22 protein-coding genes, 1 tRNA gene and 1 pseudogene are annotated in these 23,945 nt (G+C 43.6%); 11 read left to right on the forward strand and 13 right to left on the reverse strand.

Going from position 1 to position 23,945, the window contains the following annotated elements:
- Positions 1-35 precede the first annotated feature (35 nt).
- Both epsB and NST79_RS17885 read right to left on the reverse strand, forming a co-directional pair.
- Entirely contained in the window at positions 36-719 is a 684-nt protein-coding gene (epsB, locus tag NST79_RS17880) for a protein tyrosine kinase EpsB (protein ID WP_003228249.1), read from the reverse strand.
- A 5-nt stretch (positions 720-724) separates the two neighbouring features.
- Positions 725-1,429: a YveK family protein gene (locus NST79_RS17885; RefSeq protein WP_003228247.1), complete on the reverse strand. Its 705-nt coding sequence runs from the start codon at positions 1,427-1,429 to the stop codon at positions 725-727.
- A gap of 245 nt (positions 1,430-1,674) precedes the next feature.
- Here NST79_RS17885 and slrR point away from each other — a divergent pair, with 245 nt between their 5' ends.
- The 3 genes from slrR (at position 1,675) to NST79_RS17900 (ending at position 3,872) form a co-directional block, all read left to right on the forward strand.
- The gene (gene slrR / locus NST79_RS17890) at positions 1,675-2,133 is read left to right on the forward strand and encodes a transcriptional regulator SlrR (protein WP_014478046.1); all 459 of its coding nucleotides are present in this window, start codon (positions 1,675-1,677) and stop codon (positions 2,131-2,133) included.
- 75 nt (positions 2,134-2,208) lie between these two features.
- Positions 2,209-3,678, forward strand: a complete 1,470-nt coding sequence (pnbA, locus tag NST79_RS17895; RefSeq protein WP_003243926.1) for a para-nitrobenzyl esterase — start codon at positions 2,209-2,211, stop codon at positions 3,676-3,678.
- A 2-nt stretch (positions 3,679-3,680) separates the two neighbouring features.
- Positions 3,681-3,872 carry a hypothetical protein gene (locus NST79_RS17900; RefSeq protein ID WP_003228241.1) on the forward strand — a complete coding sequence of 64 codons (192 nt, stop codon included), beginning with the start codon at positions 3,681-3,683 and terminating at the stop codon, positions 3,870-3,872.
- A gap of 26 nt (positions 3,873-3,898) precedes the next feature.
- On the opposite strand, the gene padC is transcribed toward NST79_RS17900, so the two are convergent.
- From padC to NST79_RS17920, 4 genes and pseudogenes are all read right to left on the reverse strand, one after another.
- Entirely contained in the window at positions 3,899-4,384 is a 486-nt protein-coding gene (gene padC / locus NST79_RS17905; protein ID WP_003243190.1) for a phenolic acid decarboxylase, read from the reverse strand.
- A gap of 22 nt (positions 4,385-4,406) precedes the next feature.
- Positions 4,407-4,862 (reverse strand): annotated as a pseudogene (locus tag NST79_RS17910) (DUF3237 domain-containing protein).
- 130 nt (positions 4,863-4,992) lie between these two features.
- Positions 4,993-5,676: a broad specificity amino-acid racemase RacX gene (gene racX, locus NST79_RS17915; protein WP_003244427.1), complete on the reverse strand. Its 684-nt coding sequence runs from the start codon at positions 5,674-5,676 to the stop codon at positions 4,993-4,995.
- A 15-nt stretch (positions 5,677-5,691) separates the two neighbouring features.
- Positions 5,692-7,047: a serine hydrolase gene (locus NST79_RS17920; protein WP_003243737.1), complete on the reverse strand. Its 1,356-nt coding sequence runs from the start codon at positions 7,045-7,047 to the stop codon at positions 5,692-5,694.
- Between the two features lie 538 nt (positions 7,048-7,585).
- Here NST79_RS17920 and sacB point away from each other — a divergent pair.
- The 6 genes from sacB to NST79_RS17950 all read left to right on the forward strand — a co-directional run bounded on the left by sacB (position 7,586) and on the right by NST79_RS17950 (position 13,715).
- Entirely contained in the window at positions 7,586-9,007 is a 1,422-nt protein-coding gene (gene sacB, locus NST79_RS17925) for a levansucrase (RefSeq protein WP_001022105.1), read from the forward strand.
- A gap of 71 nt (positions 9,008-9,078) precedes the next feature.
- Positions 9,079-10,629 carry a glycoside hydrolase family 32 protein gene (levB, locus tag NST79_RS17930; RefSeq protein ID WP_212060901.1) on the forward strand — a complete coding sequence of 517 codons (1,551 nt, stop codon included), beginning with the start codon at positions 9,079-9,081 and terminating at the stop codon, positions 10,627-10,629.
- Positions 10,630-10,736: 107 nt separating this feature from the next.
- Positions 10,737-12,299, forward strand: coding sequence for an aspartate/proton symporter AspP (aspP, locus tag NST79_RS17935; protein WP_015384716.1), 1,563 nt, complete (start codon positions 10,737-10,739; stop codon positions 12,297-12,299).
- A 94-nt stretch (positions 12,300-12,393) separates the two neighbouring features.
- Positions 12,394-12,978 carry a TetR family transcriptional regulator gene (locus NST79_RS17940; protein ID WP_003244443.1) on the forward strand — a complete coding sequence of 195 codons (585 nt, stop codon included), beginning with the start codon at positions 12,394-12,396 and terminating at the stop codon, positions 12,976-12,978.
- Positions 12,979-13,059: 81 nt separating this feature from the next.
- The gene (locus tag NST79_RS17945) at positions 13,060-13,395 is read left to right on the forward strand and encodes an SMR family transporter (protein ID WP_014480966.1); all 336 of its coding nucleotides are present in this window, start codon (positions 13,060-13,062) and stop codon (positions 13,393-13,395) included.
- On the forward strand, positions 13,395-13,715 hold the full coding sequence (locus NST79_RS17950) for a QacE family quaternary ammonium compound efflux SMR transporter (RefSeq protein ID WP_003228222.1): 321 nt from the start codon (positions 13,395-13,397) through the stop codon (positions 13,713-13,715). Before NST79_RS17945 ends, NST79_RS17950 begins: the two co-directional genes overlap by 1 nt.
- 35 nt (positions 13,716-13,750) lie before the next feature.
- Here the strand turns inward: NST79_RS17950 and NST79_RS17955 are convergent, their stop codons facing one another.
- Entirely contained in the window at positions 13,751-14,263 is a 513-nt protein-coding gene (locus NST79_RS17955; RefSeq protein WP_003243249.1) for a DUF3231 family protein, read from the reverse strand.
- 251 nt (positions 14,264-14,514) lie between these two features.
- Positions 14,515-15,858, reverse strand: coding sequence for an FAD-binding oxidoreductase (locus tag NST79_RS17960; protein ID WP_003228217.1), 1,344 nt, complete (start codon positions 15,856-15,858; stop codon positions 14,515-14,517).
- A gap of 355 nt (positions 15,859-16,213) precedes the next feature.
- Here NST79_RS17960 and cotR point away from each other — a divergent pair, with 355 nt between their 5' ends.
- The gene (gene cotR / locus NST79_RS17965) at positions 16,214-17,176 is read left to right on the forward strand and encodes a sporulation hydrolase CotR (RefSeq protein WP_015251166.1); all 963 of its coding nucleotides are present in this window, start codon (positions 16,214-16,216) and stop codon (positions 17,174-17,176) included.
- Positions 17,177-17,459: 283 nt separating this feature from the next.
- Here the strand turns inward: cotR and NST79_RS17970 are convergent.
- A tRNA-Arg gene (locus tag NST79_RS17970) sits at positions 17,460-17,535 on the reverse strand.
- 269 nt (positions 17,536-17,804) lie between these two features.
- Between NST79_RS17970 and clpP the strand changes: the two genes are divergently transcribed.
- Entirely contained in the window at positions 17,805-18,398 is a 594-nt protein-coding gene (gene clpP, locus NST79_RS17975) for an ATP-dependent Clp endopeptidase proteolytic subunit ClpP (protein WP_003228214.1), read from the forward strand.
- Positions 18,399-18,460: 62 nt separating this feature from the next.
- Here the strand turns inward: clpP and pgmB are convergent, their stop codons facing one another.
- From pgmB to NST79_RS17995, 4 genes are read right to left on the reverse strand one after another with little or no spacing between them, the layout of a single operon-like run.
- Positions 18,461-19,135 carry a beta-phosphoglucomutase gene (pgmB, locus tag NST79_RS17980; RefSeq protein ID WP_212060904.1) on the reverse strand — a complete coding sequence of 225 codons (675 nt, stop codon included), beginning with the start codon at positions 19,133-19,135 and terminating at the stop codon, positions 18,461-18,463.
- On the reverse strand, positions 19,132-20,817 hold the full coding sequence (malL, locus tag NST79_RS17985; protein ID WP_212060910.1) for an alpha-glucosidase: 1,686 nt from the start codon (positions 20,815-20,817) through the stop codon (positions 19,132-19,134). Before malL ends, pgmB begins: the two co-directional genes overlap by 4 nt.
- The gene (gene mdxK, locus NST79_RS17990) at positions 20,810-23,083 is read right to left on the reverse strand and encodes a glycoside hydrolase family 65 protein (RefSeq protein WP_212060912.1); all 2,274 of its coding nucleotides are present in this window, start codon (positions 23,081-23,083) and stop codon (positions 20,810-20,812) included. Before mdxK ends, malL begins: the two co-directional genes overlap by 8 nt.
- Positions 23,061-23,945: a DUF1189 domain-containing protein gene (locus tag NST79_RS17995; RefSeq protein ID WP_212060914.1), complete on the reverse strand. Its 885-nt coding sequence runs from the start codon at positions 23,943-23,945 to the stop codon at positions 23,061-23,063. Before NST79_RS17995 ends, mdxK begins: the two co-directional genes overlap by 23 nt.

The raw sequence follows: 23,945 nt of genomic DNA on the forward strand, positions 1-23,945 counted from the left end.
TTGATACAGGTCAGGAGACATCACCTTTACAAAAACTAGTAGGAATAGTGTTCCGATTTTTTCATTTTCTTTTTGTTTAAAAGAGCGCCTAACAGCTTCGCATTGGATTGTTCCAGTGCATCTTTTGCTTTCAGAACGGTATCGGTTTTTGTTTTTCCGCTTAAAACGACGAGCACGCTGCCGTCTGTCTGATTTGCTAGAATCTGAGCATCTGCAACAGCCAAAAGAGGAGGGGAATCAAAGATGACGAGGCTGAATTGTTCATAGATCTCAGATATTAAATCTCCCATTGCTTTTGAAGACAACAGTTCTGCCGGGTTTGGCGGGGTCGGCCCGCTTGTCAGTACATATAAGTTATCGATCGGCGTCTTTTGCACCGTCTCACTGAGTGAAGCATTGCCGACCAGCACATTTGTCAGCCCGGTTACATTATCAACCTGAAACGTCTGATTGATGGTCGGCTTTCTTAAATCGGCATCCACCAGCAGTACTTTCTTTTCCTGCTGCTGCGCAAAGACAGCCGCAAGATTCGCTGCACTGAACGATTTACCTTCACCAGGCACAGAGGAGGTGACGAGGATAGATCGCAAGTTGGTCTGGACAGATGAGAACTCAATGTTTGTCCGAATGGTGCGATATTGTTCCGCAACAACTGATTTATTGTGTAAAACAGATATTTGAGCCAAACCTCGCCTTGCTTTCTTTTTTCTAAAGATCACTCGCTTCACTCCCCGAAATGTTTTATCCCGCGATTCCGCCCTTTGTGGACATCAGGAACGGAGCCTAAGCATGGCAATCCGGTTCTCTCGCTGAGCTGCCGTGCGCTTTTGCATGTATCATCGAGAAAATGCAGAAAAAATGCCAGTGTAATGCCGCCCATGACAGCAGCGCCAAAAGCCATGACCATATTTCGCAGCCTGGCCGGCTTGATCATCGGGCTTTCAGAAGCCTTCGCCTCTGATAATATATGTACGCCTTGTACATTCATTCTTTCATCTACTTCTTTTTCAAACTTGTTCACTAACGTGTTCGCAATCTCAGCTGCTTTCGCCGGATCGTGATCCTGAACGGCAACGTTGATTATTTCTGATTCATTTTCACTGCTGGTAACCACTTTTCCTTTCAGCGAGGAAGCCGATTCAGATAGGTGCAATTCCGCCTTAACTTCTTCCATCAAGGCAGTGCTTTTCATAATCGATTGGAACGTGCTGCTATACTGAAGATTTCGCTGGATGTCACTGAGATTCGAGTTTTCTTCACCGTCTGATTCATGAACCAGCACCTGTGTCGACGCCTGGTAGGTCGGTGAAATGACCTTAAATTGCACAAAACCCATAATAAGGGTGACGCCGATTGTGATGAGCAGAATCAGCACGAATCTGTGTCTGACAATCGCATATAATTCTTTGAAACTCATATTCTCATTCATGTATTCATAGCCTTCAGCCTTCCCGCGGCTGGCTTCCCGCGCCCCTTTCTGTTAATGATTGGATTATAAAAGAAAACGTTATTATTTAAAAATTGCAAAATAAGCCAATAAGTTCTCTTTAGAGAACAAAATCATGATTTTCCTCTAATTTACTGCACTTCCCTTATTATTTTAAATTTTATAAAGAACGAAAAATTCCTTATAATGAACAAAATAACGACAGGAATAGAGGAGAATTTCATATTATGATTGGAAGAATTATCCGTTTGTACCGTAAAAGAAAAGGCTATTCTATTAATCAGCTGGCTGTTGAGTCAGGCGTATCCAAATCCTATTTAAGCAAGATTGAAAGAGGCGTTCACACGAATCCGTCCGTTCAATTTTTAAAAAAAGTTTCTGCCACACTGGAAGTTGAATTAACAGAATTATTTGACGCAGAAACAATGATGTATGAAAAAATCAGCGGCGGTGAAGAAGAATGGCGCGTACATTTAGTGCAAGCCGTACAAGCCGGGATGGAAAAGGAAGAATTGTTCACTTTTACGAACAGACTCAAGAAAGAACAGCCTGAAACTGCCTCTTACCGCAACCGCAAACTGACGGAATCCAATATAGAAGAATGGAAAGCGCTGATGGCGGAGGCAAGAGAAATCGGCTTGTCTGTCCATGAAGTCAAATCCTTTTTAAAAACAATGGGAAGATGATGATCGGTTAAAGGGCTAACGTTCGCATCTATAGGGGAAATCTGTTTATAATGGGGGAAAAAGGGAGAGAACACAATGACTCATCAAATAGTAACGACTCAATACGGCAAAGTAAAAGGCACAACGGAAAACGGCGTACATAAGTGGAAAGGCATCCCCTATGCCAAGCCGCCTGTCGGACAATGGCGTTTTAAAGCACCTGAGCCGCCTGAAGTGTGGGAAGATGTGCTTGATGCCACAGCGTACGGCTCTATTTGCCCGCAGCCGTCTGATTTGCTGTCACTTTCGTATACTGAGCTGCCCCGCCAGTCCGAGGATTGCTTGTATGTCAATGTATTTGCGCCTGACACCCCAAGTAAAAATCTTCCTGTCATGGTGTGGATTCACGGAGGCGCTTTTTATCTAGGAGCGGGCAGTGAGCCATTGTATGACGGATCAAAACTTGCGGCACAGGGAGAAGTCATTGTCGTTACATTGAACTATCGGCTGGGGCCGTTTGGCTTTTTGCACTTGTCTTCATTTAATGAGGCGTATTCTGATAACCTTGGGCTTTTAGACCAAGCCGCCGCGCTGAAATGGGTGCGAGAGAATATTTCAGCGTTTGGCGGTGATCCCGATAACGTAACAGTATTTGGAGAATCCGCCGGCGGGATGAGCATTGCCGCGCTGCTTGCTATGCCTGCGGCAAAAGGCCTGTTCCAGAAAGCAATCATGGAAAGCGGCGCTTCTCGAACGATGACGAAAGAACAAGCGGCGAGCACCTCGGCAGCCTTTTTACAGGTCCTTGGGATTAACGAGGGCCAACTGGATAAATTGCATACGGTTTCTGCGGAAGATTTGCTAAAAGCGGCTGATCAGCTTCGGATTGCAGAAAAAGAAAATATCTTTCAGCTGTTCTTCCAGCCCGCCCTTGATCCGAAAACGCTGCCTGAAGAACCAGAAAAAGCGATCGCAGAAGGGGCTGCTTCCGGTATTCCGCTATTAATTGGAACAACCCGTGATGAAGGATATTTATTTTTCACCCCGGATTCAGACGTTCATTCTCAGGAAACGCTTGATGCAGCGCTCGAATATTTACTAGGGAAGCCGCTGGCAGAGAAAGTTGCCGATTTGTATCCGCGTTCTCTGGAAAGCCAAATTCATATGATGACTGATTTATTATTTTGGCGCCCTGCCGTCGCCTATGCATCCGCACAGTCTCATTACGCCCCTGTCTGGATGTACAGGTTCGATTGGCACCCGAAGAAGCCGCCGTACAATAAAGCGTTTCACGCATTAGAGCTTCCTTTTGTCTTTGGAAATCTGGACGGATTGGAACGAATGGCAAAAGCGGAGATTACGGATGAGGTGAAACAGCTTTCTCACACGATACAATCAGCGTGGATCACGTTCGCCAAAACAGGAAACCCAAGCACCGAAGCTGTGAATTGGCCTGCGTATCATGAAGAAACGAGAGAGACGCTGATTTTAGACTCAGAGATTACGATCGAAAACGATCCCGAATCTGAAAAAAGGCAGAAGCTATTCCCTTCAAAAGGAGAATAAATATGGGGAAAACAGGATACATTGGTGCTGCCATTGTTGTGGCAGCTTGTATCATTATTTTGTCGGCCGTGGTATGTTTACGGGACACAGTCTATTACCAGCCTATGCGCTGGACTGGCATCATACTGTTTTTCGCGGGAATTGTGATGGTTCCCGCATACTCAGCAAAAAGAAAACCCGGAAAAGAGAAGTAATTCTCTTTTCCGGGTTTTTATGTTTATTATAATCTTCCCGCGCGAATATCGTCTGTCATTCCCTCATAAGGAGCCTTCGAAATCACTTCTTCGTTGTCGACTCCTTCATTTTTCAGAAATGTAATTTCCGCAAATTCAGGTACAACGTATTTTGGATACGTTTCATATTTTTCGCGGGATTCTTTCATCAAATCAATGTGGTCATTTTGGTAGCAAACCGTAATTTCAGGATGTTCATGCACCCATTTCGGGAAGAAAATAATGCCATGCATGCGTTTTTCATTTGGCATAAAGTTTAATGAAACATCCGTGCCAGTCGGCTCTGTCCAAGACACTTTATATACGCCTTCTGTCAGTTTGACAATATTCACTTCCTGATCTCGAACCCAGCGTCCGGCAACCATTCCGCTATGAATTCTATAATCAATTGTATGGTCGTTTTTAATATAAATCTCGTATTCCCATCCGTTTTCATACGTATAAATCATGTGGCTTCCGATAAAGTTTTCCATCTTACACACTCTCCTTAGTCTTTTACTGTACTTCATAAATGTCTAGTAGAACGTAATCAGGGGTTCTTTCTGCGGAACCGATAAACAAGCGGTCATGGAGCCATTGATAGACTTCACTGCCTGTTTCAAACGTCGGTACCGTACGAAAATAAACATGCTCCGGTTCAATAATTTCCCCGGCTGCCGCTTGTTTTCGAAACGGCTTGCTGACTTGCCGTATTCCATTGTTTTCAATGTAAATCAGTTCATGATCTGCTGTTTCAATCACATACCTGGCAGATAAATCTGTTCTGCCGTTAGCGCGAATCATTTGTGAATCGGCACCGCCCGGCAAAATACGTCCCTTTACTTCCCCGGTTATTGTTCCCGAACGAATCGGAATGAATCATCTCAGTCCCAGGCTTGTCTCACCAATCGTGATAGGCGGATCAACCTTGATTTCTAAAGAGGCGAATGGTTTTAAAACCGGCTTCTTCACGAGAACCACCTCACCTTCAGAAAAAATCATGTAACTATTTACATGTTCACTTTAACACCATTGCAGTTAACTGTCAAACAATAGGAACATAAAAAAACAAGGACTGTTTGAAGACAGTCCTTGTCTGAAGCTAGCTTTGATAAGCAAGATATGTGCTGACAGTGCTTTTGGCAAGACAGGCAGAGGAATCTATAATCGGAATCTCACTTTGAATATGATCTAACACCGCATTTAAATCCGTGCAGGCTGAAATGATGATGTCTGCATGCTGACTGATTTCTTCATATAGCGTCTGCCACAATGCTTGTGTATGCTGCATATGATTTGGCTGTTTGATTGCGGCGATAAGCTGGTTCACAGCCTGCTGCCAATGGTCCTTGTGAATAACTTCTTGTCCATTTCCCTTCAGAACTTTTTGGTAGATGGCGGATTGGATGGTTGGCTCTGTTCCTAAAACCACCGCTTTTTTTGCGGGATGCGGAATCTCTTTTATCGTTTCCTCAACAATATGCAACATAGGAACTGACAATGCCTGCTGAATCTCTTCATAGTAGACATGCGCCGTATTACAAGGCAGCGCAATGAAATCCACGCCTGTTTTCTCGAGCTTTACCGCTCCGTCGATAATCGCTTTTTTCATCTCGTCATGGTCAATTGGACGATCTGCATAGAAGGGCGTCGGGCATGAATAGATCATCATGTGCGGATAGTCAATATCGTTTGAAGCCCCATACAGCTTCTGACAGTAATCAATCACCTTATCAATAAACGGCGAGGTCGATTTCGGCCCCATTCCGGCTAATATTCCGATCATCAAATTCATTCCTTTCTACTTCGTACGGACCGCTTCTTCCTCTGAGCCATCCTCATAGAGGATAAAGCTTTTCGCAGCATCCTCACCTAATGTAAACTCGACTTCAACAGACAATGCTCGCAGAAAGAAACGGGTTTCCGAGGAAGGAAATAACTCCAGTCTCAGCTGTCCGGCGATCTCCAAATAAAGCCGTTCATTCTCGGTTGTCACCTGTGCAGCCGTCCCATCCTGCAACAGGTAGCTGCCAACATAGCGGCTGTATATCGCCGTATCAATTGCTTTTTTCTTTTTATCAGCAGGACGTTCCGGGACATCATATGGCTGGCCAAATAGAATATGTTCCGCCGCCTTCAGAATCGCTTGTTCATATTCAGTATCCTCTTCCTTATTACTCAAATAGATCAGCGTTTTACGATGATCGATATATCGGATCATCATCGTCGAATAGCCGGGCCATCCTCCGCTGTGGCTGACAATCCGCCCTTTTTCAGGACTGTTTTGCAGCACCCAGCCAAAGCCATAATCAATTGTTTCTCCATTGTTGAGGCGCACTGGAGAAAACGCAGATTCCTTAGAAGCCTTGCTGATGAAATCGTCCTGATATAAAGCCTGATCAAATCGAAACAAATCGCTTGTGACAGAGTTAACCGTCCCATCTCCCTGTATGCCATCGAGATACACAACATAGTTCGTTTCCTCCAGCTCATCAGGGAGGACGTATGTTTCGGAATGTACATCATACACATATCCATATGCATAATGATCAATTCGCTCAGGCGAAAGCCTCCTGTTATACACTCTTGTTTCATTCATGCCTGCCGGTAAAAAAATACTTGTTTTTATAAAATCCGCATAGCTCATGCCAGATGCTTTTTCAATGATAACCGCCAGCAGCACATACCCCGTATTGCTGTACATCCAGCCTTCATTCGGTTCAAAATAACCAGATAGCCCCTCATTCATCAGCATATCGACAATATCCTGATTCACCGCAATCTTGTGTGAATCCCAATTGGCAAAAAACCATCCCATATAATCAGGAAGCCCTGACGTATGGTTCAATAAATGCCGAATCGTTACGCCCTGATACGGAAAACCGGGCAGCCAGCGATCCACTTTATCCTCATAGCCAAGAATCCCCTTCTCCTCCAGCAAGATGATTCCCAATGCTGTAAAAGGCTTTGACAAAGACGCTAACTCAAACAAAGAGTTGGTTTTCAACGGGCGTTTTTCCGTCATTTCCGCATAGCCAAAAGAGTGGTGATATAAAATATCGCCACCCTCCGCAGCCAGAACCGTCCCGTTAAACTGATGTTTTTCGCCTAATGTCTCAAATAACGTCTGAAGATGCTTTCTTTTATTCTGCTTCATTCCTCCACCTCCCATATCTCTGTACGTTACTAACCTACTAACGTTTCAAATATTTTGAAAAATCCTTCAGTTAGAGATCCTTTTTAACCCATCACATATACCTGCCGTTCACTATTATTTAGTGAAATGAGATATTATGATATTTTCTGAATTGTGATTAAAAAGGCAACTTTATGCCCATGCAACAGAAACTATAAAAAATACAGAGAATGAAAAGAAACAGATAGATTTTTTAGTTCTTTAGGCCCGTAGTCTGCAAATCCTTTTATGATTTTCTATCAAACAAAAGAGGAAAATAGACCAGTTGCAATCCAAACGAGAGTCTAATAGAATGAGGTCGAAAAGTAAATCGCGCGGGTTTGTTACTGATAAAGCAGGCAAGACCTAAAATGTGTAAAGGGCAAAGTGTATACTTTGGCGTCACCCCTTACATATTTTAGGTCTTTTTTTATTGTGCGTAACTAACTTGCCATCTTCAAACAGGAGGGCTGGAAGAAGCAGACCGCTAACACAGTACATAAAAAAGGAGACATGAACGATGAACATCAAAAAGTTTGCAAAACAAGCAACAGTATTAACCTTTACTACCGCACTGCTGGCAGGAGGCGCAACTCAAGCGTTTGCGAAAGAAACGAACCAAAAGCCATATAAGGAAACATACGGCATTTCCCATATTACACGCCATGATATGCTGCAAATCCCTGAACAGCAAAAAAATGAAAAATATCAAGTTCCTGAATTCGATTCGTCCACAATTAAAAATATCTCTTCTGCAAAAGGCCTGGACGTTTGGGACAGCTGGCCATTACAAAACGCTGACGGCACTGTCGCAAACTATCACGGCTACCACATCGTCTTTGCATTAGCCGGAGATCCTAAAAATGCGGATGACACATCGATTTACATGTTCTATCAAAAAGTCGGCGAAACTTCTATTGACAGCTGGAAAAACGCTGGCCGCGTCTTTAAAGACAGCGACAAATTCGATGCAAATGATTCTATCCTAAAAGACCAAACACAAGAATGGTCAGGTTCAGCCACATTTACATCTGACGGAAAAATCCGTTTATTCTACACTGATTTCTCCGGTAAACATTACGGCAAACAAACACTGACAACTGCACAAGTTAACGTATCAGCATCAGACAGCTCTTTGAACATCAACGGTGTAGAGGATTATAAATCAATCTTTGACGGTGACGGAAAAACGTATCAAAATGTACAGCAGTTCATCGATGAAGGCAACTACAGCTCAGGCGACAACCATACGCTGAGAGATCCTCACTACGTAGAAGATAAAGGCCACAAATACTTAGTATTTGAAGCAAACACTGGAACTGAAGATGGCTACCAAGGCGAAGAATCTTTATTTAACAAAGCATACTATGGCAAAAGCACATCATTCTTCCGTCAAGAAAGTCAAAAACTTCTGCAAAGCGATAAAAAACGCACGGCTGAGTTAGCAAACGGCGCTCTCGGTATGATTGAGCTAAACGATGATTACACACTGAAAAAAGTGATGAAACCGCTGATTGCATCTAACACAGTAACAGATGAAATTGAACGCGCGAACGTCTTTAAAATGAACGGCAAATGGTACCTGTTCACTGACTCCCGCGGATCAAAAATGACGATTGACGGCATTACGTCTAACGATATTTACATGCTTGGTTATGTTTCTAATTCTTTAACTGGCCCATACAAGCCGCTGAACAAAACTGGCCTTGTGTTAAAAATGGATCTTGATCCTAACGATGTAACCTTTACTTACTCACACTTCGCTGTACCTCAAGCGAAAGGAAACAATGTCGTGATTACAAGCTATATGACAAACAGAGGATTCTACGCAGACAAACAATCAACGTTTGCGCCAAGCTTCCTGCTGAACATCAAAGGCAAGAAAACATCTGTTGTCAAAGACAGCATCCTTGAACAAGGACAATTAACAGTTAACAAATAAAAACGCAAAAGAAAATGCCGATCCTATTGGCATTTTCTTTTATTTCTTATCAACATAAAGGTGAATCCCATATGAACTATATAAAAGCAGGCAAATGGCTAACCGTATTCCTAACCTTTTTAGGAATATTGCTGTTTATCGACTTATTTCCAAAAGAAGGACATGACCAAAAAACAAAATCAAAACAGAAGCCGGACTACCGGGCGGCATATCATTTTACGACGCCGGATAAATGGAAAAATGACCCTCAAAAACCGATCTATTTTGATGGCAAGTATCATTATTTCTATCTATATAACCGGGATTACCCAAAAGGCAACGGCACAGAATGGCGCCATGCCGTCTCAGAGGATTTGGTGCACTGGACCGATGAAGGCGTGGCGATTCCGAAATATACAAACCCGGACGGTGACATTTGGACCGGTTCCGTCGTGGTTGATAAAGAGAACACAGCCGGCTTTGGGAAAAATGCGCTTGTCGCGATTGTGACACAGCCCTCAGCCAAAGACAAAAAACAGGAACAATATTTGTGGTACAGCACAGACAAAGGAAAATCATTCAAATTCTACAGTGGCAACCCCGTTATGCCTAATCCGGGCACAGACGATTTCAGAGATCCGAAAGTCATCTGGGATGACCAGGATAACAAATGGGTCATGGTCATGGCTGAAGGATCAAAAATCGGTTTTTATGAATCCGATAATCTTAAGGACTGGCATTACACAAGCGGATTCTTCCCAGAACAGGCGGGAATGGTGGAATGTCCCGACCTCTACATGATGCGGGCAAGCGACGGAACGAATAAGTGGGTTCTCGGTGCCAGCGCGAATGGCAAACCGTGGGGCAAACCAAATACGTACGCCTACTGGACCGGAAGCTTCGACGGAAAAGAATTCAAAGCGGATCAGACTGAAGCCCAATGGCTTGACTATGGCTTCGACTGGTATGGCGGTGTGACGTTCGAAGACAGCAAAAGCACAGATCCATTAGAAAAGCGGTACGCGCTTGCCTGGATGAACAATTGGGATTATGCCAACAACACCCCGACAATGAAAAACGGCTTTAACGGCACAGATTCTGTCATACGCGAACTCCGGCTGAAGGAGCAGGATGGAACATACAGCCTCGTCTCACAGCCGATTGAAGCTTTGGAGCAGCTGACTGTTTCAACTGACAAAATAGAGGATCAGGATGTGAACGGATCAAAAACATTGTCGATTACAGGTGATACGTACCAGCTTGAGACGGACCTTTCTTGGTCAGAGCTAAAGAATGCAGGCGTCAGGCTCAGAGAATCAGAAGACCAAAAACGCCATATTGATGTCGGTATTTTCGCTGAAGGCGGCTATGCTTATGTCAATAGAGCAGCCACAAATCAGCCTGACAAAAGCAATACCTATGTCGAAAGCAAAGCTCCTTATGATGTAAGCAAACGTAAGGTGCATTTGAAAATACTTGTCGATAAAACAACGATAGAAGTATTTGTTGGCGACGGGAAAACCGTTTTTTCAAATGAAGTCTTCCCAAAGCCTGAAGATAAAGGAATTACCCTTTATTCTGACGGCGGCACAGCCTCCTTCAAAAATATAACAGTGAAACACTTTGATTCGATTCATGAATAAAAACAGGGGCGGCGCAGGCTGCCCCTGTTTTTTTATTAGGAGCGGTATTCTCTGTTACATATTGGGCATTGTAAGGAATATAAGGCTGGTTTCAAAGGAGGAAGCGAATGTCTAAACAAGGAAATTTTCAAAAATCAATGTCGCTGTTTGATCTGATTTTGATTGGGATGGGAGCCATCTTTGGATCAGCGTGGCTGTTCGCTGTCAGTAATGTCGCTTCAAAAGCAGGGCCCTCCGGCGCTTTTTCCTGGATCCTCGGAGGAGCCATTATTTTGTTAATAGGGCTTGTATATGCGGAGCTCGGAGCCGCTCTGCCCCGTACCGGAGGCATCATTCGATACCCCGTTTATTCACATGGCCACCTTGTCGGCTACTTAATTTCGTTTGTCACGATTGTCGCTTATACAAGCTTGATTTCAATTGAAGTGACAGCTGTGCGCCAGTATGTGGCCTATTGGTTTCCCGGCCTGACCATTAAAGGGTCTGATTCGCCGACCATTTCCGGCTGGATCTTGCAGTTTGCCCTATTATGCTTGTTTTTCCTGCTGAATTATTGGAGCGTCAAAACCTTCGCTAAGGCGAATTTCATCATATCGATTTTTAAATATATTGTGCCGATTACCATCATTATTGTGCTGATCTTTCATTTTCAGCCGGAGAATTTATCTGTTGAAGGATTTGCACCGTTTGGATTTACAGGTATTCAGGCTGCCATCTCGACAGGCGGCGTGATGTTTGCGTATCTCGGCCTGCATCCGATTGTATCTGTAGCAGGTGAAGTCCAAAATCCCAAACGCAATATCCCGATCGCTTTAATCATTTGCATCATCGTTTCAACCATCATTTATACTGTTTTGCAGGTCACCTTTATTGGTGCAATCCCGACAGAAACACTGAAACATGGCTGGCCGGCAATTGGCCGGGAGTTCTCATTGCCGTTTAAGGATATTGCGGTCATGCTCGGGTTAGGCTGGCTTGCAACGCTTGTCATTTTAGACGCCATTCTGTCTCCCGGAGGAAACGGGAATATCTTTATGAATACGACATCCCGCCTTGTTTACGCCTGGGCGCGTAACGGCACATTATTTGGCATATTCTCAAAGGTCAATAAAGATACGGGGACACCCCGCGCTTCGCTTTGGCTTTCGTTTGCCCTGTCCATTTTCTGGACACTTCCCTTTCCTTCGTGGAACGCGCTCGTCAATGTCTGTTCAGTCGCGCTCATTCTTTCATATGCGATTGCACCCATTTCTTCAGCTGCGCTGAGGGTCAACGCGAAGGACTTAAACAGGCCGTTTTATTTAAAGGGAATGAGCATTATCGGGCCGCTTTCCTTTATATTTACAGCGTTTATCGTGTACTGGTCAGGATGGAAAACAGTCTCCTGGCTGCTCGGTTCACAACTCGTGATGTTTTTGATCTATCTCTGTTTCAGCAAATATACGCCTAAAGAAGATGTCAGCCTTGCTCAGCAGCTGAAATCAGCCTGGTGGCTTATCGGGTTTTATATTATGATGCTGATCTTTTCCTACATCGGTTCTTTCGGACATGGTTTAGGGATTATCAGCAATCCCGTCGACCTCATTTTAGTCGCGATCGGCTCACTTGCGATTTATTACTGGGCAAAGTATACCGGGCTCCCAAAAGCCGCCATTGATTATGATAAATAAAGAAGCAAGAGGTTTTCTTGCTTCTTTATTCTTTACAAACAAACATACACGCGATAAAATGAATGAGAGTCAGTCATTACTGGAGGTGTTCCTCATGCCAAAACAAACATCGGGTAAATACGAAAAAATATTGCAGGCGGCCATAGAAGTCATTTCTGAAAAAGGCCTCGACAAAGCTTCTATTTCTGATATTGTCAAAAAGGCCGGCACTGCCCAAGGAACATTCTATTTGTATTTTTCATCTAAAAATGCCCTCATACCGGCCATTGCAGAAAATCTCCTCACCCATACACTTGATCAAATCAAAGGTAGGCTCCATGGGGACGAGGATTTTTGGACCGTTTTAGATATATTAATTGATGAGACATTTCTCATTACAGAACGCCATAAGGATATTATTGTCCTCTGTTATTCCGGGCTTGCGATCGACCACTCCATGGAAAAATGGGAGACGATCTATCAGCCTTATTATTCCTGGCTTGAAAAAATCATCAACAAGGCCATTGCAAACCATGAGGTAACGGAAGGAATCAATTCAAAATGGACGGCCAGAACGATTATCAACTTGGTCGAGAATACTGCGGAACGATTCTATATCGGATTTGAACAAGATGAAAATGTTGAAGTGTATAAAAAGGAAATTTTCACTTTCTTAAAACGGAGCTTAGGTACTGCTTAAAAAATGACTGGGTAACACCGCTCATTTTTTAATGCCCTAAAAATGACTGACGTTCATTCATAAAATAGAGAGGTGTTTCATTTGAATTGGGTTCTTGTTTTTATTGCAGGGCTTTTAGAGGTTGTTTGGGCCTCTTCCCTCAAACATGCCGATTCGCTTTTGGATTGGATCATCATTTTTATCTTAATCGCGGTCAGCTTTATCCTGTTGATCCGCTCTTATCAAAAAATCCCGATGGCCGCCGCGTACACTGTGTTTGTGGGAATCGGAACCGTCGGAACATATCTGACTGGAATTGTTCTGGGCGAATCCTTCTCAGCAGCCCAAATGTTCTTTTTAGCTTTATTGCTGGCTGGCATTTTAGGAATGAAATTATTTACGAAAGAAAGCAAATCTCAGCCGGGAGGTGAACAATAATGGCATGGTTTTTATTAGTGATTGCCGGCATAGAAGAAATTATAGCTGCCATTGCCATGAAATATATAGACGGAACAAGAAAAAAATGGCCAATCATTGTGATGACTGTTGGATTCGGCTTATCCTTTTACTGCCTTTCCCAAGCGATGATCGTCCTGCCTGCCGGAGTCGCATATGCCGTCTGGACTGGCATTGGAAGCATTGGTGTTTCGGCGGTCGGGCTCATCTGGTTTAAGGAGCGGTTTCAGCTTTCACAGGTGATTTCACTTTGCCTTATCCTAGCCGGCGTCATCGGCCTGCGTCTTACGTCATCTTCATAAAATCAAGGCATATACAGCTGTATATGCCTTTGCCATTAAGCTTCGTGATGTTTTTGAAGATGAAGCGGCGGCGGGATGAGCCAGCCTTTGTTTTTTAGCAGCCTTAAGTATTTTGCGCCTGTTGCCGCTTTCGACATATGAAATTGCCCAAACATCATGGCAATATCCTCACGAATCGATTGCCCCATCATTTTGCTGCATGTCACAAGACCTGCAGCATTTTCTGCTGCCGCGGAGGCCGCCACATCCGGATCGAGAAACCGTGCGCCAGGCGGAATGTCGTTAAGATCTGCTGTCGGCGGTTCAGGAGAAGCCGGCGGCAGCGCCACCCCGTTTTCTTTCAGGATCGTGCTGACCTGTTTGATTTCATCTTGGCATTTCTCAATAGACTCACGAAGCAGTTTCTTCAGGTCGTCATCACCGACATGATTCAATAGCATTTGGTAATTGCCGACCATTTTATTGCCCGCCATCACATAACTCCACAAGCCGAATACCTCACCGTAATGCATCGGTTCATCCTGCGGATTTCCGCTTAAAATACCCATGCTCATTCTCCTCCCATATTCAATATTGCACATTTCATAACGTGCCCAAGCGGAGGAACATTTATGTTTCAGCGGAAAAGATTTATGAAATGAAACAAAACAAAAAAGACAAGAGTGGCAAGTTGCCAAACCATTGTCTTTCCTGTTGTTTGATTGGACGCACTGAAGGGATTCGCACCCCGACAGACAAGATACCGGAAACCATTCAAGTGCTTTTTAGTATGAGTCATTGATTCTGTCTTTAATAAACTTTAACGAGATGGCGGGATGCTTTGCGGAAAACGAAATACATTTTCGGGGTCATATTTCGCCTTTATTTCTCGAAGCCGCGCAAAGTTTGCGCCATAATATTCTTTTCCGAAGTTTTCAATGTTTTGATCTGGAACATTAACATATGAACCTGCTACATATGGTTGCATCAGCTGACGCACTCTTTCAACTGATGCAAGATTTGAATCTTCTTGTGATTTATTTTTCCAACTAGCCGTCCATTCCGTATAAAATAATGGATGGCGCCAAAAAAAGGCAGTTTCGTCTTTAGGGACTCTGCTTATAGCACCACCCCAATTGATAAAAAAGAAATTGGCTTCTGTTCCAGTAGCATCTTCCAAAAATTTTCTCATGATTGAAATGGGTTCGTCAGACCAAAAATCATGACCCCATGCCGAGGAGAATTTAACACTCTGATCATTTCTGCCAGGGATGGGTTCGTCAGGGTCTAAGAAATCTATAGCATCTGGATAGTATAATGTTTTGATATCTGCTTCTGTTGGAGTTCCCGCATGTAATAAAGGTTTTAATAATCGAATCAATTCAGTTTTCGAACCGAGGAAAATTCCTTCTGCATGACACAAACCATTTATTTTGCTGTAAATTTCAAGGTAGCATCCTAATCGTTCATCTACAAACGGAGCCCATTTCTGCCAAGCTTTAAATACCGTTTCTAATTGTTCCCACGGCCAGATAATATTGAAGACGGTTGCAGTTTTAGGGGCACGATGAACTTTGAATGTATATTGGGTATTATATCCAAAGTTACCTCCTCCTCCGCCTCTAGAAGCCCATAGCAAATCCTCATTGTGAGATTGATCTGCGTGAATAATCCTTCCTTTTGCATCTACCGTTTTCAGCGCGAGAAGGTTATCACTTATAAGGCCAATCGATCGTGAGAGTACACCAAATCCGCCGCCCATCGTAATTCCCCCGATTCCAACTGTTGGGCTATCTCCAAACGGAGCCATAAAACCGTCTCGAGCTAATCCCTTTACAAGCGGGCCAACGGGAATACCAGTTTGAACGGTTGCAATAGCGTTTTCTTCATCTAAGAAAACTTTATTCATGTCACTCACATCAATAACAATTCCTCCACTTACTACTGAAAGGTTCTTATCTAAAGCATGGCGACCGCTTCTGACACGTAAGGGCACTTTATTCTCACGAGCCCATTTAATGGCATTACTTACATCGTATGAATTTTGCGCAAAAACAAAGACAAGAGGATAGACATCCACATAAGGGTTCCAATTCTTAATAGCCTCTGTATAGCCGGGGTCTCCTTTGAAGATTACACGCCCTGTCAACTGTGTTGATCCCATATATTATTTCACTCCCAAAGAAATTCGATTCAGATACTAAAATATGCAGGAGCTGGATAATCGCATAGACAAATGATCTACGAACTATAAATATAATACGCTAAGGCCTTTTTCGTCGGTGAGGTCTGCTGAGAAACATTTTTCAAACAATTTTGAGCAAACTTCCTGTCCAATCCTCCAACAAGCGTTTTTTCTTATCGTTTTTAGGAGCAGTGTCCAGTTTTTTTCGGAGTGAATATTCGTTTAGGCCAAAAGAAAAGAGAGATGAAGAAGTGTTTAGTACCAGAGGTATACATCCATACAACAGACTCTAGATCATCATATACTGAATGTATGTAGAAAGGAGACATCAGCTTTGGCAAAATATCGGATTATGACCTTTGACGGCGGCGGTACCTTAGGTGCTTTAAGTTTACAACTATTAAACAGATTGGCTAGGCAAAACCCGAAGTTAATTAGTCGAACCCATGTATTTTCGGGAAATTCAATCGGTTCATTTACTGCCCTTGCATTAGCAAGCGGAAGATCTCCAAGGGAAACACTTCAGTATTTTGAGGATGAAATCCTACCCGCATTCAGCATTTCCCGGCCAGGCGGACCTGTTTTCAACCAACAATTACCCTATTCCGGTTTTATTAAAGCGGTAAGAAATTTTTTCCCAGCAGATCTTCAACTTATAGATTTAAGAAAACGAATTGTTGTCCCATCATTCAAATTATACTCTCAAAAACTGGACCGTTGGACTCCTGTCTTATTTCACAATTTTCCCGGCTCTCCCTATTTAAATGAAAAAGTGAGTGATGTCATACTGCGGAGCAGCGGTGCTCCCGCGACGCAACGCGCCTATCAAAACTATGTGGACGGATATGTAGTAGCAACGAATCCCAGTACAGCCAGTATCGCGTTTGCAGTTGGTAAAGCCAACGTGCCATTGGATCAAATTGCGGTATTGTCCATCGGAACAGGTGAAGCCCCGACTCGGTTAAGAAGAGATACGAGGGGATGGGGAATGGTAAGTGCAGATAACATACGTCCCGAAAATCTGAAGAACCTTCCTCCAAATTGGGGAGTCCTTTTGGACAGGTCGCCTAATGAACCTTTACTGCCATTTCTTCAGATGATTGCTGGCGGTAATGGGTACTATGAATCCATGGTCAGTGCGAATCTTCTGGGAGATCGTTTTTTCCGGTTAGATCCGCGGATTCCGAACTTCTCCAAAACGGACCCTGCCGTCGTTCCCGCTGTCATTGAAATTGCGAACAAAACCAACTTACAGCCTGCAATTCAATTTATAGAGAAGAACTGGGGAAGCAAATAAATTTTTATTTTAAAACTATTCTCGCTTATCCAATTTTGTCCGAGAGAAGATTCTCAAAATAAATACAGGCAATGGGTAGAACCGGATTTTTTTAAAGGTTTGTTAATCACAAGCTAATAAGATGAATGAAAAACTCAATTCATACTTCTTCTTTTGAAAGTGAGGGTTCAAACTAAAGAATATAATTGAAATGTTACTCTAAGGTATGCAATTCCCTTTTTCACACAAAAAAGACAAGAGCGGCAAATCGCCAAACCCTTGTCTTTCCTGTTGTTCTATTGGACGCGCTCGGAGGGATTCGAACCCCCGACAGACGTGGTACCGGAAACCACCGCTCTATCCAACTGAGCTACGAGCGCAGAATGACTGCGTTATGAGAACGTCAGCACAACTAATTATACGATAATTCCATTCAAATAACAACCCTCTATTTCGAGAGGCCGTTTTTTAAATAGACAAAGCATCTTAATTGGCAATCTGACATACGATGGTTTGAACCCCTGTATTTTTGGGGAAAATGGGAAAAAGAGACGACTTTGCATATCAGGCCAGCTTTTTGTTTGACCTTTATTGACCAAAAATGTATCATGTAACTACATACTTACCTAAAAGGTGAAGGAGGAGCATTATGAATTTAATACCTACAGTCATTGAACAAACGAACCGCGGGGAAAGAGCGTATGACATTTATTCTCGTCTATTAAAGGATCGAATCATCATGCTTGGATCTGCGATTGATGACAACGTTGCGAACTCCATCGTGTCACAGCTTTTATTCTTAGCAGCAGAAGACCCTGAAAAAGAAATTTCTCTTTACATCAACAGCCCGGGCGGCTCTATTACAGCCGGTATGGCGATCTATGATACCATGCAGTTTATTAAGCCGAAGGTATCTACAATTTGTATCGGTATGGCTGCGTCAATGGGCGCGTTCCTGCTTGCAGCCGGCGAAAAAGGCAAACGCTATGCGCTTCCAAACAGTGAAGTCATGATTCACCAGCCTCTTGGCGGTGCGCAAGGTCAGGCGACAGAAATTGAAATTGCCGCGAAACGCATTCTCTTGCTTCGCGACAAATTAAACAAAGTCCTTGCTGAACGTACTGGCCAGCCGCTTGAAGTGATCGAACGCGACACAGACCGTGATAACTTCAAGTCTGCTGAAGAAGCGCTTGAATACGGCCTGATTGACAAAATTTTGACTCACACAGAAGACAAAAAATAATCAACAAAACCTGCAAGAGCTGCGTCTCTTGCAGGTTTTTTCATTTCAAAGAATTGACTCCCTTAAACACTTTTTATTCTATACTGCTCCCATTCCTCATGTAACAGCTCAAGTGTCAAATCATTCGTCTGCCTCACAACTAGATCAGCACCAAGCATCGGCTGTCCTTGACCGACACCAACCGCAAACATCCCGGCAGATTTGATTGCGGAAATGCCTGCTTCTGCGTCTTCTATTGCCGCGCAATCAGCAGGGGAAACATCGAGCATCGCTGCAGCTGTTAAAAAGATGTCAGGATCAGGCTTCCCCTTCGCAAGAGCCGTCGGATCAACAATGGCATCAAAATCATCGATAATTGCCAAACGTCTTAAAATCTTAGGAGCATTGCGACTTGAAGATGCTAACCCGATTTTTATATTTTCGTTTTTCAATTGACATAGAAGCCTGCCAATCCCCGGTAAAAGATCTTCCGGCGTCAATTTGCTGATCAGCATTTGATAATCGCGATTTTTCCGATGCATAAGCTCTTGTTTCTCCGCATTTGTATACTTTGTTTCCGCCCCGCCAAAGATCAATATGCTTTCAAGTGACTCTTCTCTGCTGATTCCTTTTAGCCTTTCATTCATGTCTCTGTCAAAAGGGATATCGATTTGTTCTGCGATGTGCTTCCAAGCGAGAAAATGATATTCAGCAGTATCTGTTATCACTCCGTCTAAATCAAAAATGACCGCTTTCATATACTAATGCCCATCACAGCTTCATAAGGTTTGAGGCTAATACTCTTTAAGTCAGCCCGCTCCTGCGGATAGTTTGAAATCAGCACTTTCCAACGCTCATGAATCAGTTCTGGAGGCGCTTCGAACAGAGCCTTTTCTTCCGATAAATTCACAACGACAAGAAGCTTTTCCCCTCGATATTCTCGAAGGTAAGAAAAGACCTGCGGATCATTCTCCTGCAACAGCTGATAATCGCCATATATCATAATCTTATATTGCTTTCGTAATTGAATGAGCTTCTGATAGTAAAAGAAAATCGAATCTTGATCTTCCAAAGACTCTTTCACATTGATATCTTGATAGCGGGAATTTACCGGTATCCACGGGTCTCCGGCTGTGAATCCCGCATGTTTTCCGGCATCCCACTGCATCGGTGTTCTCGCATGATCCCTTCCTTTTATCATCACGGCTTTGACAAACTCTTTTTCTGACATCGTTTTGTTTTCGACGACTAGTTCACGATATGCATTCTTTATTTCAAGATCATCATACATCTCCAGCGGCATATCGCTGTTGACCATGCCGATTTCTTCTCCCTGGTAAATAAACGGCGTTCCTTTCATGCCGTGCAGAATCGTTGCAAATGCCTTCGCACATTCTTTACGCAGCTTCCCATCATTGCCCCAGCGGGAAATAACCCTCGGCTGGTCATGGTTCTCAAAATACAGGGTATTCCAGCCGACATTCATTAACCCGGTCTGCCACCTTGTCATCGTCTTTTTTAAAGCAATCAAATCAAACGGCTTGATCTGCCATTTCCCATTTGGCGAGTTTTGTTCTGTATCAATATCCATATGTTCAAATGTAAAGATCATATTCAGCTCTTGCCTGCTTGCATCTGTGTACTTTTTCGCCTCTTCAATATCAGAGCCGTTTGCCTCTCCGACTGTCATGCAGTCGTAATGAGAAAGCACTTCCCTGTTCATCTCTTGAATAAACTCATGAAGACGTGGGCCGTTAGAGTGATAACGGCCAACAATATAGCTGCGGCTGTGATCCGTTTCGTAGTCCGGAAAATCGGTGTATTTAGAAATAGAGCCGATCACATCCATCCGCCAGCCGTCAACGCCTCTATCCATCCAGAATCTCATTACATCATAAACTTCCCGGCGAACGGCTTCGTTTTCCCAATTTAAATCAGGCTGTTTTTTCGAAAAGTAGTGCAAATAATACTGCCCTGTTCCTTCATCGTATGTCCACGCTGAGCCTGAAAAGATCGATCCCCAATTATTCGGCTCTGAGCCGTCCGATTTAGGATCTTTCCAAAAATAATAATCCCGGTAAGGATTGTCCTTCGACTTGCGGCTTTCAGCAAACCAAGCATGCTCATCTGATGTGTGGTTCACGACCAAATCCATGACGATTTTCATTCCGCGTTTATGGGCTTCATCAATCAGCTGAAACATATCTTCATTTGTCCCAAACTTTTCGTACATGTTTTTGTAATCGCTGATATCATATCCGTTGTCATCCTGCGGGGAATCAAATACCGGGGAGAGCCAGATGACATCCGCCCCGAGATTTTTGATGTAATCCAGCTTTTGAATCACACCTTGCAAATCTCCGAATCCATCTCCATTGGCATCATAAAAACTGCGCGGGTAAATTTGATAAACGACAGCTTCTTTCCACCATTCACTCATTAGGCGTTCTCCTTTCACATCGTCCCTGTAGGACAACCGGTTCCTCATAAACGTTCATGTGCAGCGGCTCGCCTTTTACAAGCTCAAAAATAACGCGCTTTTCGTCAACCGTCACATTGATTAATCGGTTTCGATAATTGATGTTGAATGAATATTCGTCCCATTCTTTCGGCAAAAACGGAGCAAATGACAGCGTCTCATTCGCGGTGCGCATGCCTGCAAAGCCATGAACGATTGCCAGCCAGCTACCCGTCATTGAAGTAATATGCAAGCCTTCTTCCGTATCATGATTGTAATTATCAAGATCAAGCCTTGCTGTGCGCTTATATAATTCGAGCGCTTTCTTTTCCAGCTTGAGTTCGGCTGCGAGAATCGCATGGACAGAGGGCGATAGGCTTGATTCATGAACAGTCATCGGCTCATAAAATTCAAAGTTTCGCCGTTTTTCTTCCATTGTAAAACGGTCATTAAAAAGATAAATGCCTTGGAGAACATCTGCCTGCTTAATAAAATTGGAGCGGAGAATCTTGTCCCATGACCATTTCTGATAAAGAGGCCGCTCCGCTGGATCTAATTCGTCAACTGCTTGCAGGTCTTTGTCCAAGAACGTGTCATGCTGAACGAAAATTTGCAGTTCTTCACTAAATGGATAGTACATGTGCTGGATGATTTCTCTCCAGACTTTCAATTCTTCTTCCAGCACATCCAGAAGGCGGCGTTTCTCCGCTGAGATACTTTCGAGACTTTGTAGAGTATACTCCAACGTCCAAGCCGCAATGACATTCGTATACCAATTGTTGTTAACGTTGTTTTCGTATTCATTCGGCCCTGTGACGCCATGGATCATATACTTATTTTTTCGTTTCGAGAAGTGAACACGGTCGGCCCAAAATCTGCTGACTGCCACAAGAACATCTATCCCATATTCTTCCATATAGTTACAGTCGCCTGTATAATTGATATAATTGTAGATCGCATAACAGATCGCGCCATTGCGGTGAATTTCTTCAAAGGTGATTTCCCATTCGTTGTGGCATTCATCACCTGTGAACGTCACCATCGGATAAAGTGCCCCCTTCATCCCCAATTTTGCAGCGTTTCGTTTGGCAGCCTCCAACTGATGATAGCGATACAAAAGCAGGTTTTTCGTCACCTCCGGCTCGGCTGTCGCCAAATACATCGGAACGGCGTACGCCTCAGTATCCCAATATGCAGCACCTCCATATTTCTCGCCAGTAAATCCTTTCGGCCCGATATTCAAACGGGCATCGTCCCCGTAATATGTCGAGAATAACTGAAAGATATTGTAGCGGATTCCTTGTTGTAGCTCCTCATCTCCTTTAATCTCAATGTCCGCTTTTGCCCATCTTTCCTTCCATCGATCAGTGTGCCTCCGTTTTGCTTTTTCATAGCCGTTCTCAACCACATCCGCCAAAAGCTCCTTGGCTTTCGATAAAAGCTCTTCCTCACGAAAATCACGTGAAGTCGTGACAATCACAAACTTTTTCAATGATGCCTTCGTTTGATAACTGTAGCGATTCTCGACATACATTTCAGTCGTTTTAAAGCTTTCATTGACAAAACCCTCCGTCTCGTTTGCTATTGCGGCTAAAACCGTGAAGCGCGGGGTTCCAAATGGATTTTCGATTGTTTTTGTCGCTAAATGGCCGCTGTGAGAATCAGCACCTTTCGCTTCCTCCTGCCAAAACTGTTCTTGGTAGTTAGAATCTTCATTTGCCACATTTCCATCCAGGTAAGGAACAAGCGTAATGACAGCATCTCCCGTCAGGCACTCCGCTTCATAATGAATCGCACAGAGTTCTTTTACAGCAAGGCTAAGAAACCGCTCTGACCTGATTCTGACGGTTTTATCTTGAATGCGGACAACAGCTTTTCGCCGCAGAATCCCCTCTTTCATATTGAGTTCTACCTCAAATGATTCGATTGGATTTTGATGGAGATCGATTTTTTCACCGTCAACATATAGGCCTATGCCCATAAAGTTCATCGCATTGATCACTTTTCCGAAATATTCTGGATACCCGTTTTTCCACCAGCCTACTCGCGTTTTGTCGGGGAACCACACGCCTGCAATATATGTGCCTTGGTGACTGTCGCCTGAATAGCCTTCTTCAAAATTTCCTCTGACCCCCATATAGCCATTGGCAAGAGACGTCAGGCTTTCCAGCAGCCGTGTATGCTCCTTATTAAATGTATTTGTTTTGATTTTCCATTCATCAATCTCAAATAACCGCTGATTTATCATCATTTCCTCCCGAATGTAAGTTTCCATTATCACGGCGGGTTTTGGTCAAATATCTAAATGCAAAAGAAATCATCAAAGTAACGCCACACGAATGGATCATCAATACAGTAATCAAATCAAAATGAACCATGCCGATAGCAGCTGCCGCAAATACCGGCAGTGCCGAGGCGCAAATCGCCGTAGATACTGCTTCCTTGAATGACGCAATAGAGATCATGTTTGTTATTTTTGTGATCCAAAGGCCTCCGGCAAGAACAAACGTTAACAAAAACTGGATCATAGAAACCACCGTATATGCCAGCATCATGATCATCGGCTTATACTGTGCCAACCACAATGTATCGATCAAGACCTCTACATCATGGACGTTTGGCTTCTCGAGCTTAACGTCCATTTTCGCATAGCCAACAGAAAACCCCGTTTCGTTTTGATCGGTGATCACCAGTTGATCAGGTTGAAATATGATGGCGTTTTCAAATCCAGTTACTTTCAATCGCCCATTTTCACCGCTTGTCTCATATTCATGCTTCATATCGACTGCCATCACATTCTGCCCATCTTCAATCCTCTCAGAGCTCTTCCCGCCTGTTAGTTTTCCGTTCCTGATTTGAAAACCCTGTAATTGATCAGCAAATTGATCATTAACCCCTTGAATCGCTGACGGCATAAAAGATGCAACGCTGAAGCGATCCATTTTCACAAACGAAACCGCTAACGGCGCCATTAAGCAGGCCGTTAAAAACATAAAGAGAAAAGAGAGCTGCAGCCAGCTGAAGGTATTCCCATAGCTGCAAACACCTGATGGAGATGCAGCCGCTTTCAGGCAGCGGATGATAAAGCTTTTATTCTCCAGATTCTTCAT

The organism is Bacillus sp. PS196 (genome assembly GCF_037963555.1).
GTDB lineage: Bacteria > Bacillota > Bacilli > Bacillales > Bacillaceae > Bacillus > Bacillus subtilis.

What these genes read in the sequence shown, in the direction of transcription:
- NST79_RS17885 (WP_003228247.1), bottom strand. Translation starts at nt 1,429, where the DNA reads ATGAATGAGAATATGAGTTTCAAAGAATTATATGCGATTGTCAGACAC.
- slrR (WP_014478046.1), top strand. Translation starts at nt 1,675, where the DNA reads ATGATTGGAAGAATTATCCGTTTGTACCGTAAAAGAAAAGGCTATTCT.
- pnbA (WP_003243926.1), top strand. Translation starts at nt 2,209, where the DNA reads ATGACTCATCAAATAGTAACGACTCAATACGGCAAAGTAAAAGGCACA.
- NST79_RS17900 (WP_003228241.1), top strand. Translation starts at nt 3,681, where the DNA reads ATGGGGAAAACAGGATACATTGGTGCTGCCATTGTTGTGGCAGCTTGT.
- padC (WP_003243190.1), bottom strand. Translation starts at nt 4,384, where the DNA reads ATGGAAAACTTTATCGGAAGCCACATGATTTATACGTATGAAAACGGA.
- racX (WP_003244427.1), bottom strand. Translation starts at nt 5,676, where the DNA reads ATGATCGGAATATTAGCCGGAATGGGGCCGAAATCGACCTCGCCGTTT.
- NST79_RS17920 (WP_003243737.1), bottom strand. Translation starts at nt 7,047, where the DNA reads ATGAAGCAGAATAAAAGAAAGCATCTTCAGACGTTATTTGAGACATTA.
- sacB (WP_001022105.1), top strand. Translation starts at nt 7,586, where the DNA reads ATGAACATCAAAAAGTTTGCAAAACAAGCAACAGTATTAACCTTTACT.
- levB (WP_212060901.1), top strand. Translation starts at nt 9,079, where the DNA reads ATGAACTATATAAAAGCAGGCAAATGGCTAACCGTATTCCTAACCTTT.
- aspP (WP_015384716.1), top strand. Translation starts at nt 10,737, where the DNA reads ATGTCTAAACAAGGAAATTTTCAAAAATCAATGTCGCTGTTTGATCTG.
- NST79_RS17940 (WP_003244443.1), top strand. Translation starts at nt 12,394, where the DNA reads ATGCCAAAACAAACATCGGGTAAATACGAAAAAATATTGCAGGCGGCC.
- NST79_RS17950 (WP_003228222.1), top strand. Translation starts at nt 13,395, where the DNA reads ATGGCATGGTTTTTATTAGTGATTGCCGGCATAGAAGAAATTATAGCT.
- NST79_RS17955 (WP_003243249.1), bottom strand. Translation starts at nt 14,263, where the DNA reads ATGGGTATTTTAAGCGGAAATCCGCAGGATGAACCGATGCATTACGGT.
- NST79_RS17960 (WP_003228217.1), bottom strand. Translation starts at nt 15,858, where the DNA reads ATGGGATCAACACAGTTGACAGGGCGTGTAATCTTCAAAGGAGACCCC.
- clpP (WP_003228214.1), top strand. Translation starts at nt 17,805, where the DNA reads ATGAATTTAATACCTACAGTCATTGAACAAACGAACCGCGGGGAAAGA.
- pgmB (WP_212060904.1), bottom strand. Translation starts at nt 19,135, where the DNA reads ATGAAAGCGGTCATTTTTGATTTAGACGGAGTGATAACAGATACTGCT.
- malL (WP_212060910.1), bottom strand. Translation starts at nt 20,817, where the DNA reads ATGAGTGAATGGTGGAAAGAAGCTGTCGTTTATCAAATTTACCCGCGC.
- mdxK (WP_212060912.1), bottom strand. Translation starts at nt 23,083, where the DNA reads ATGATAAATCAGCGGTTATTTGAGATTGATGAATGGAAAATCAAAACA.
- NST79_RS17995 (WP_212060914.1), bottom strand. Translation starts at nt 23,945, where the DNA reads ATGAAGAATCTGGAGAATAAAAGCTTTATCATCCGCTGCCTGAAAGCG.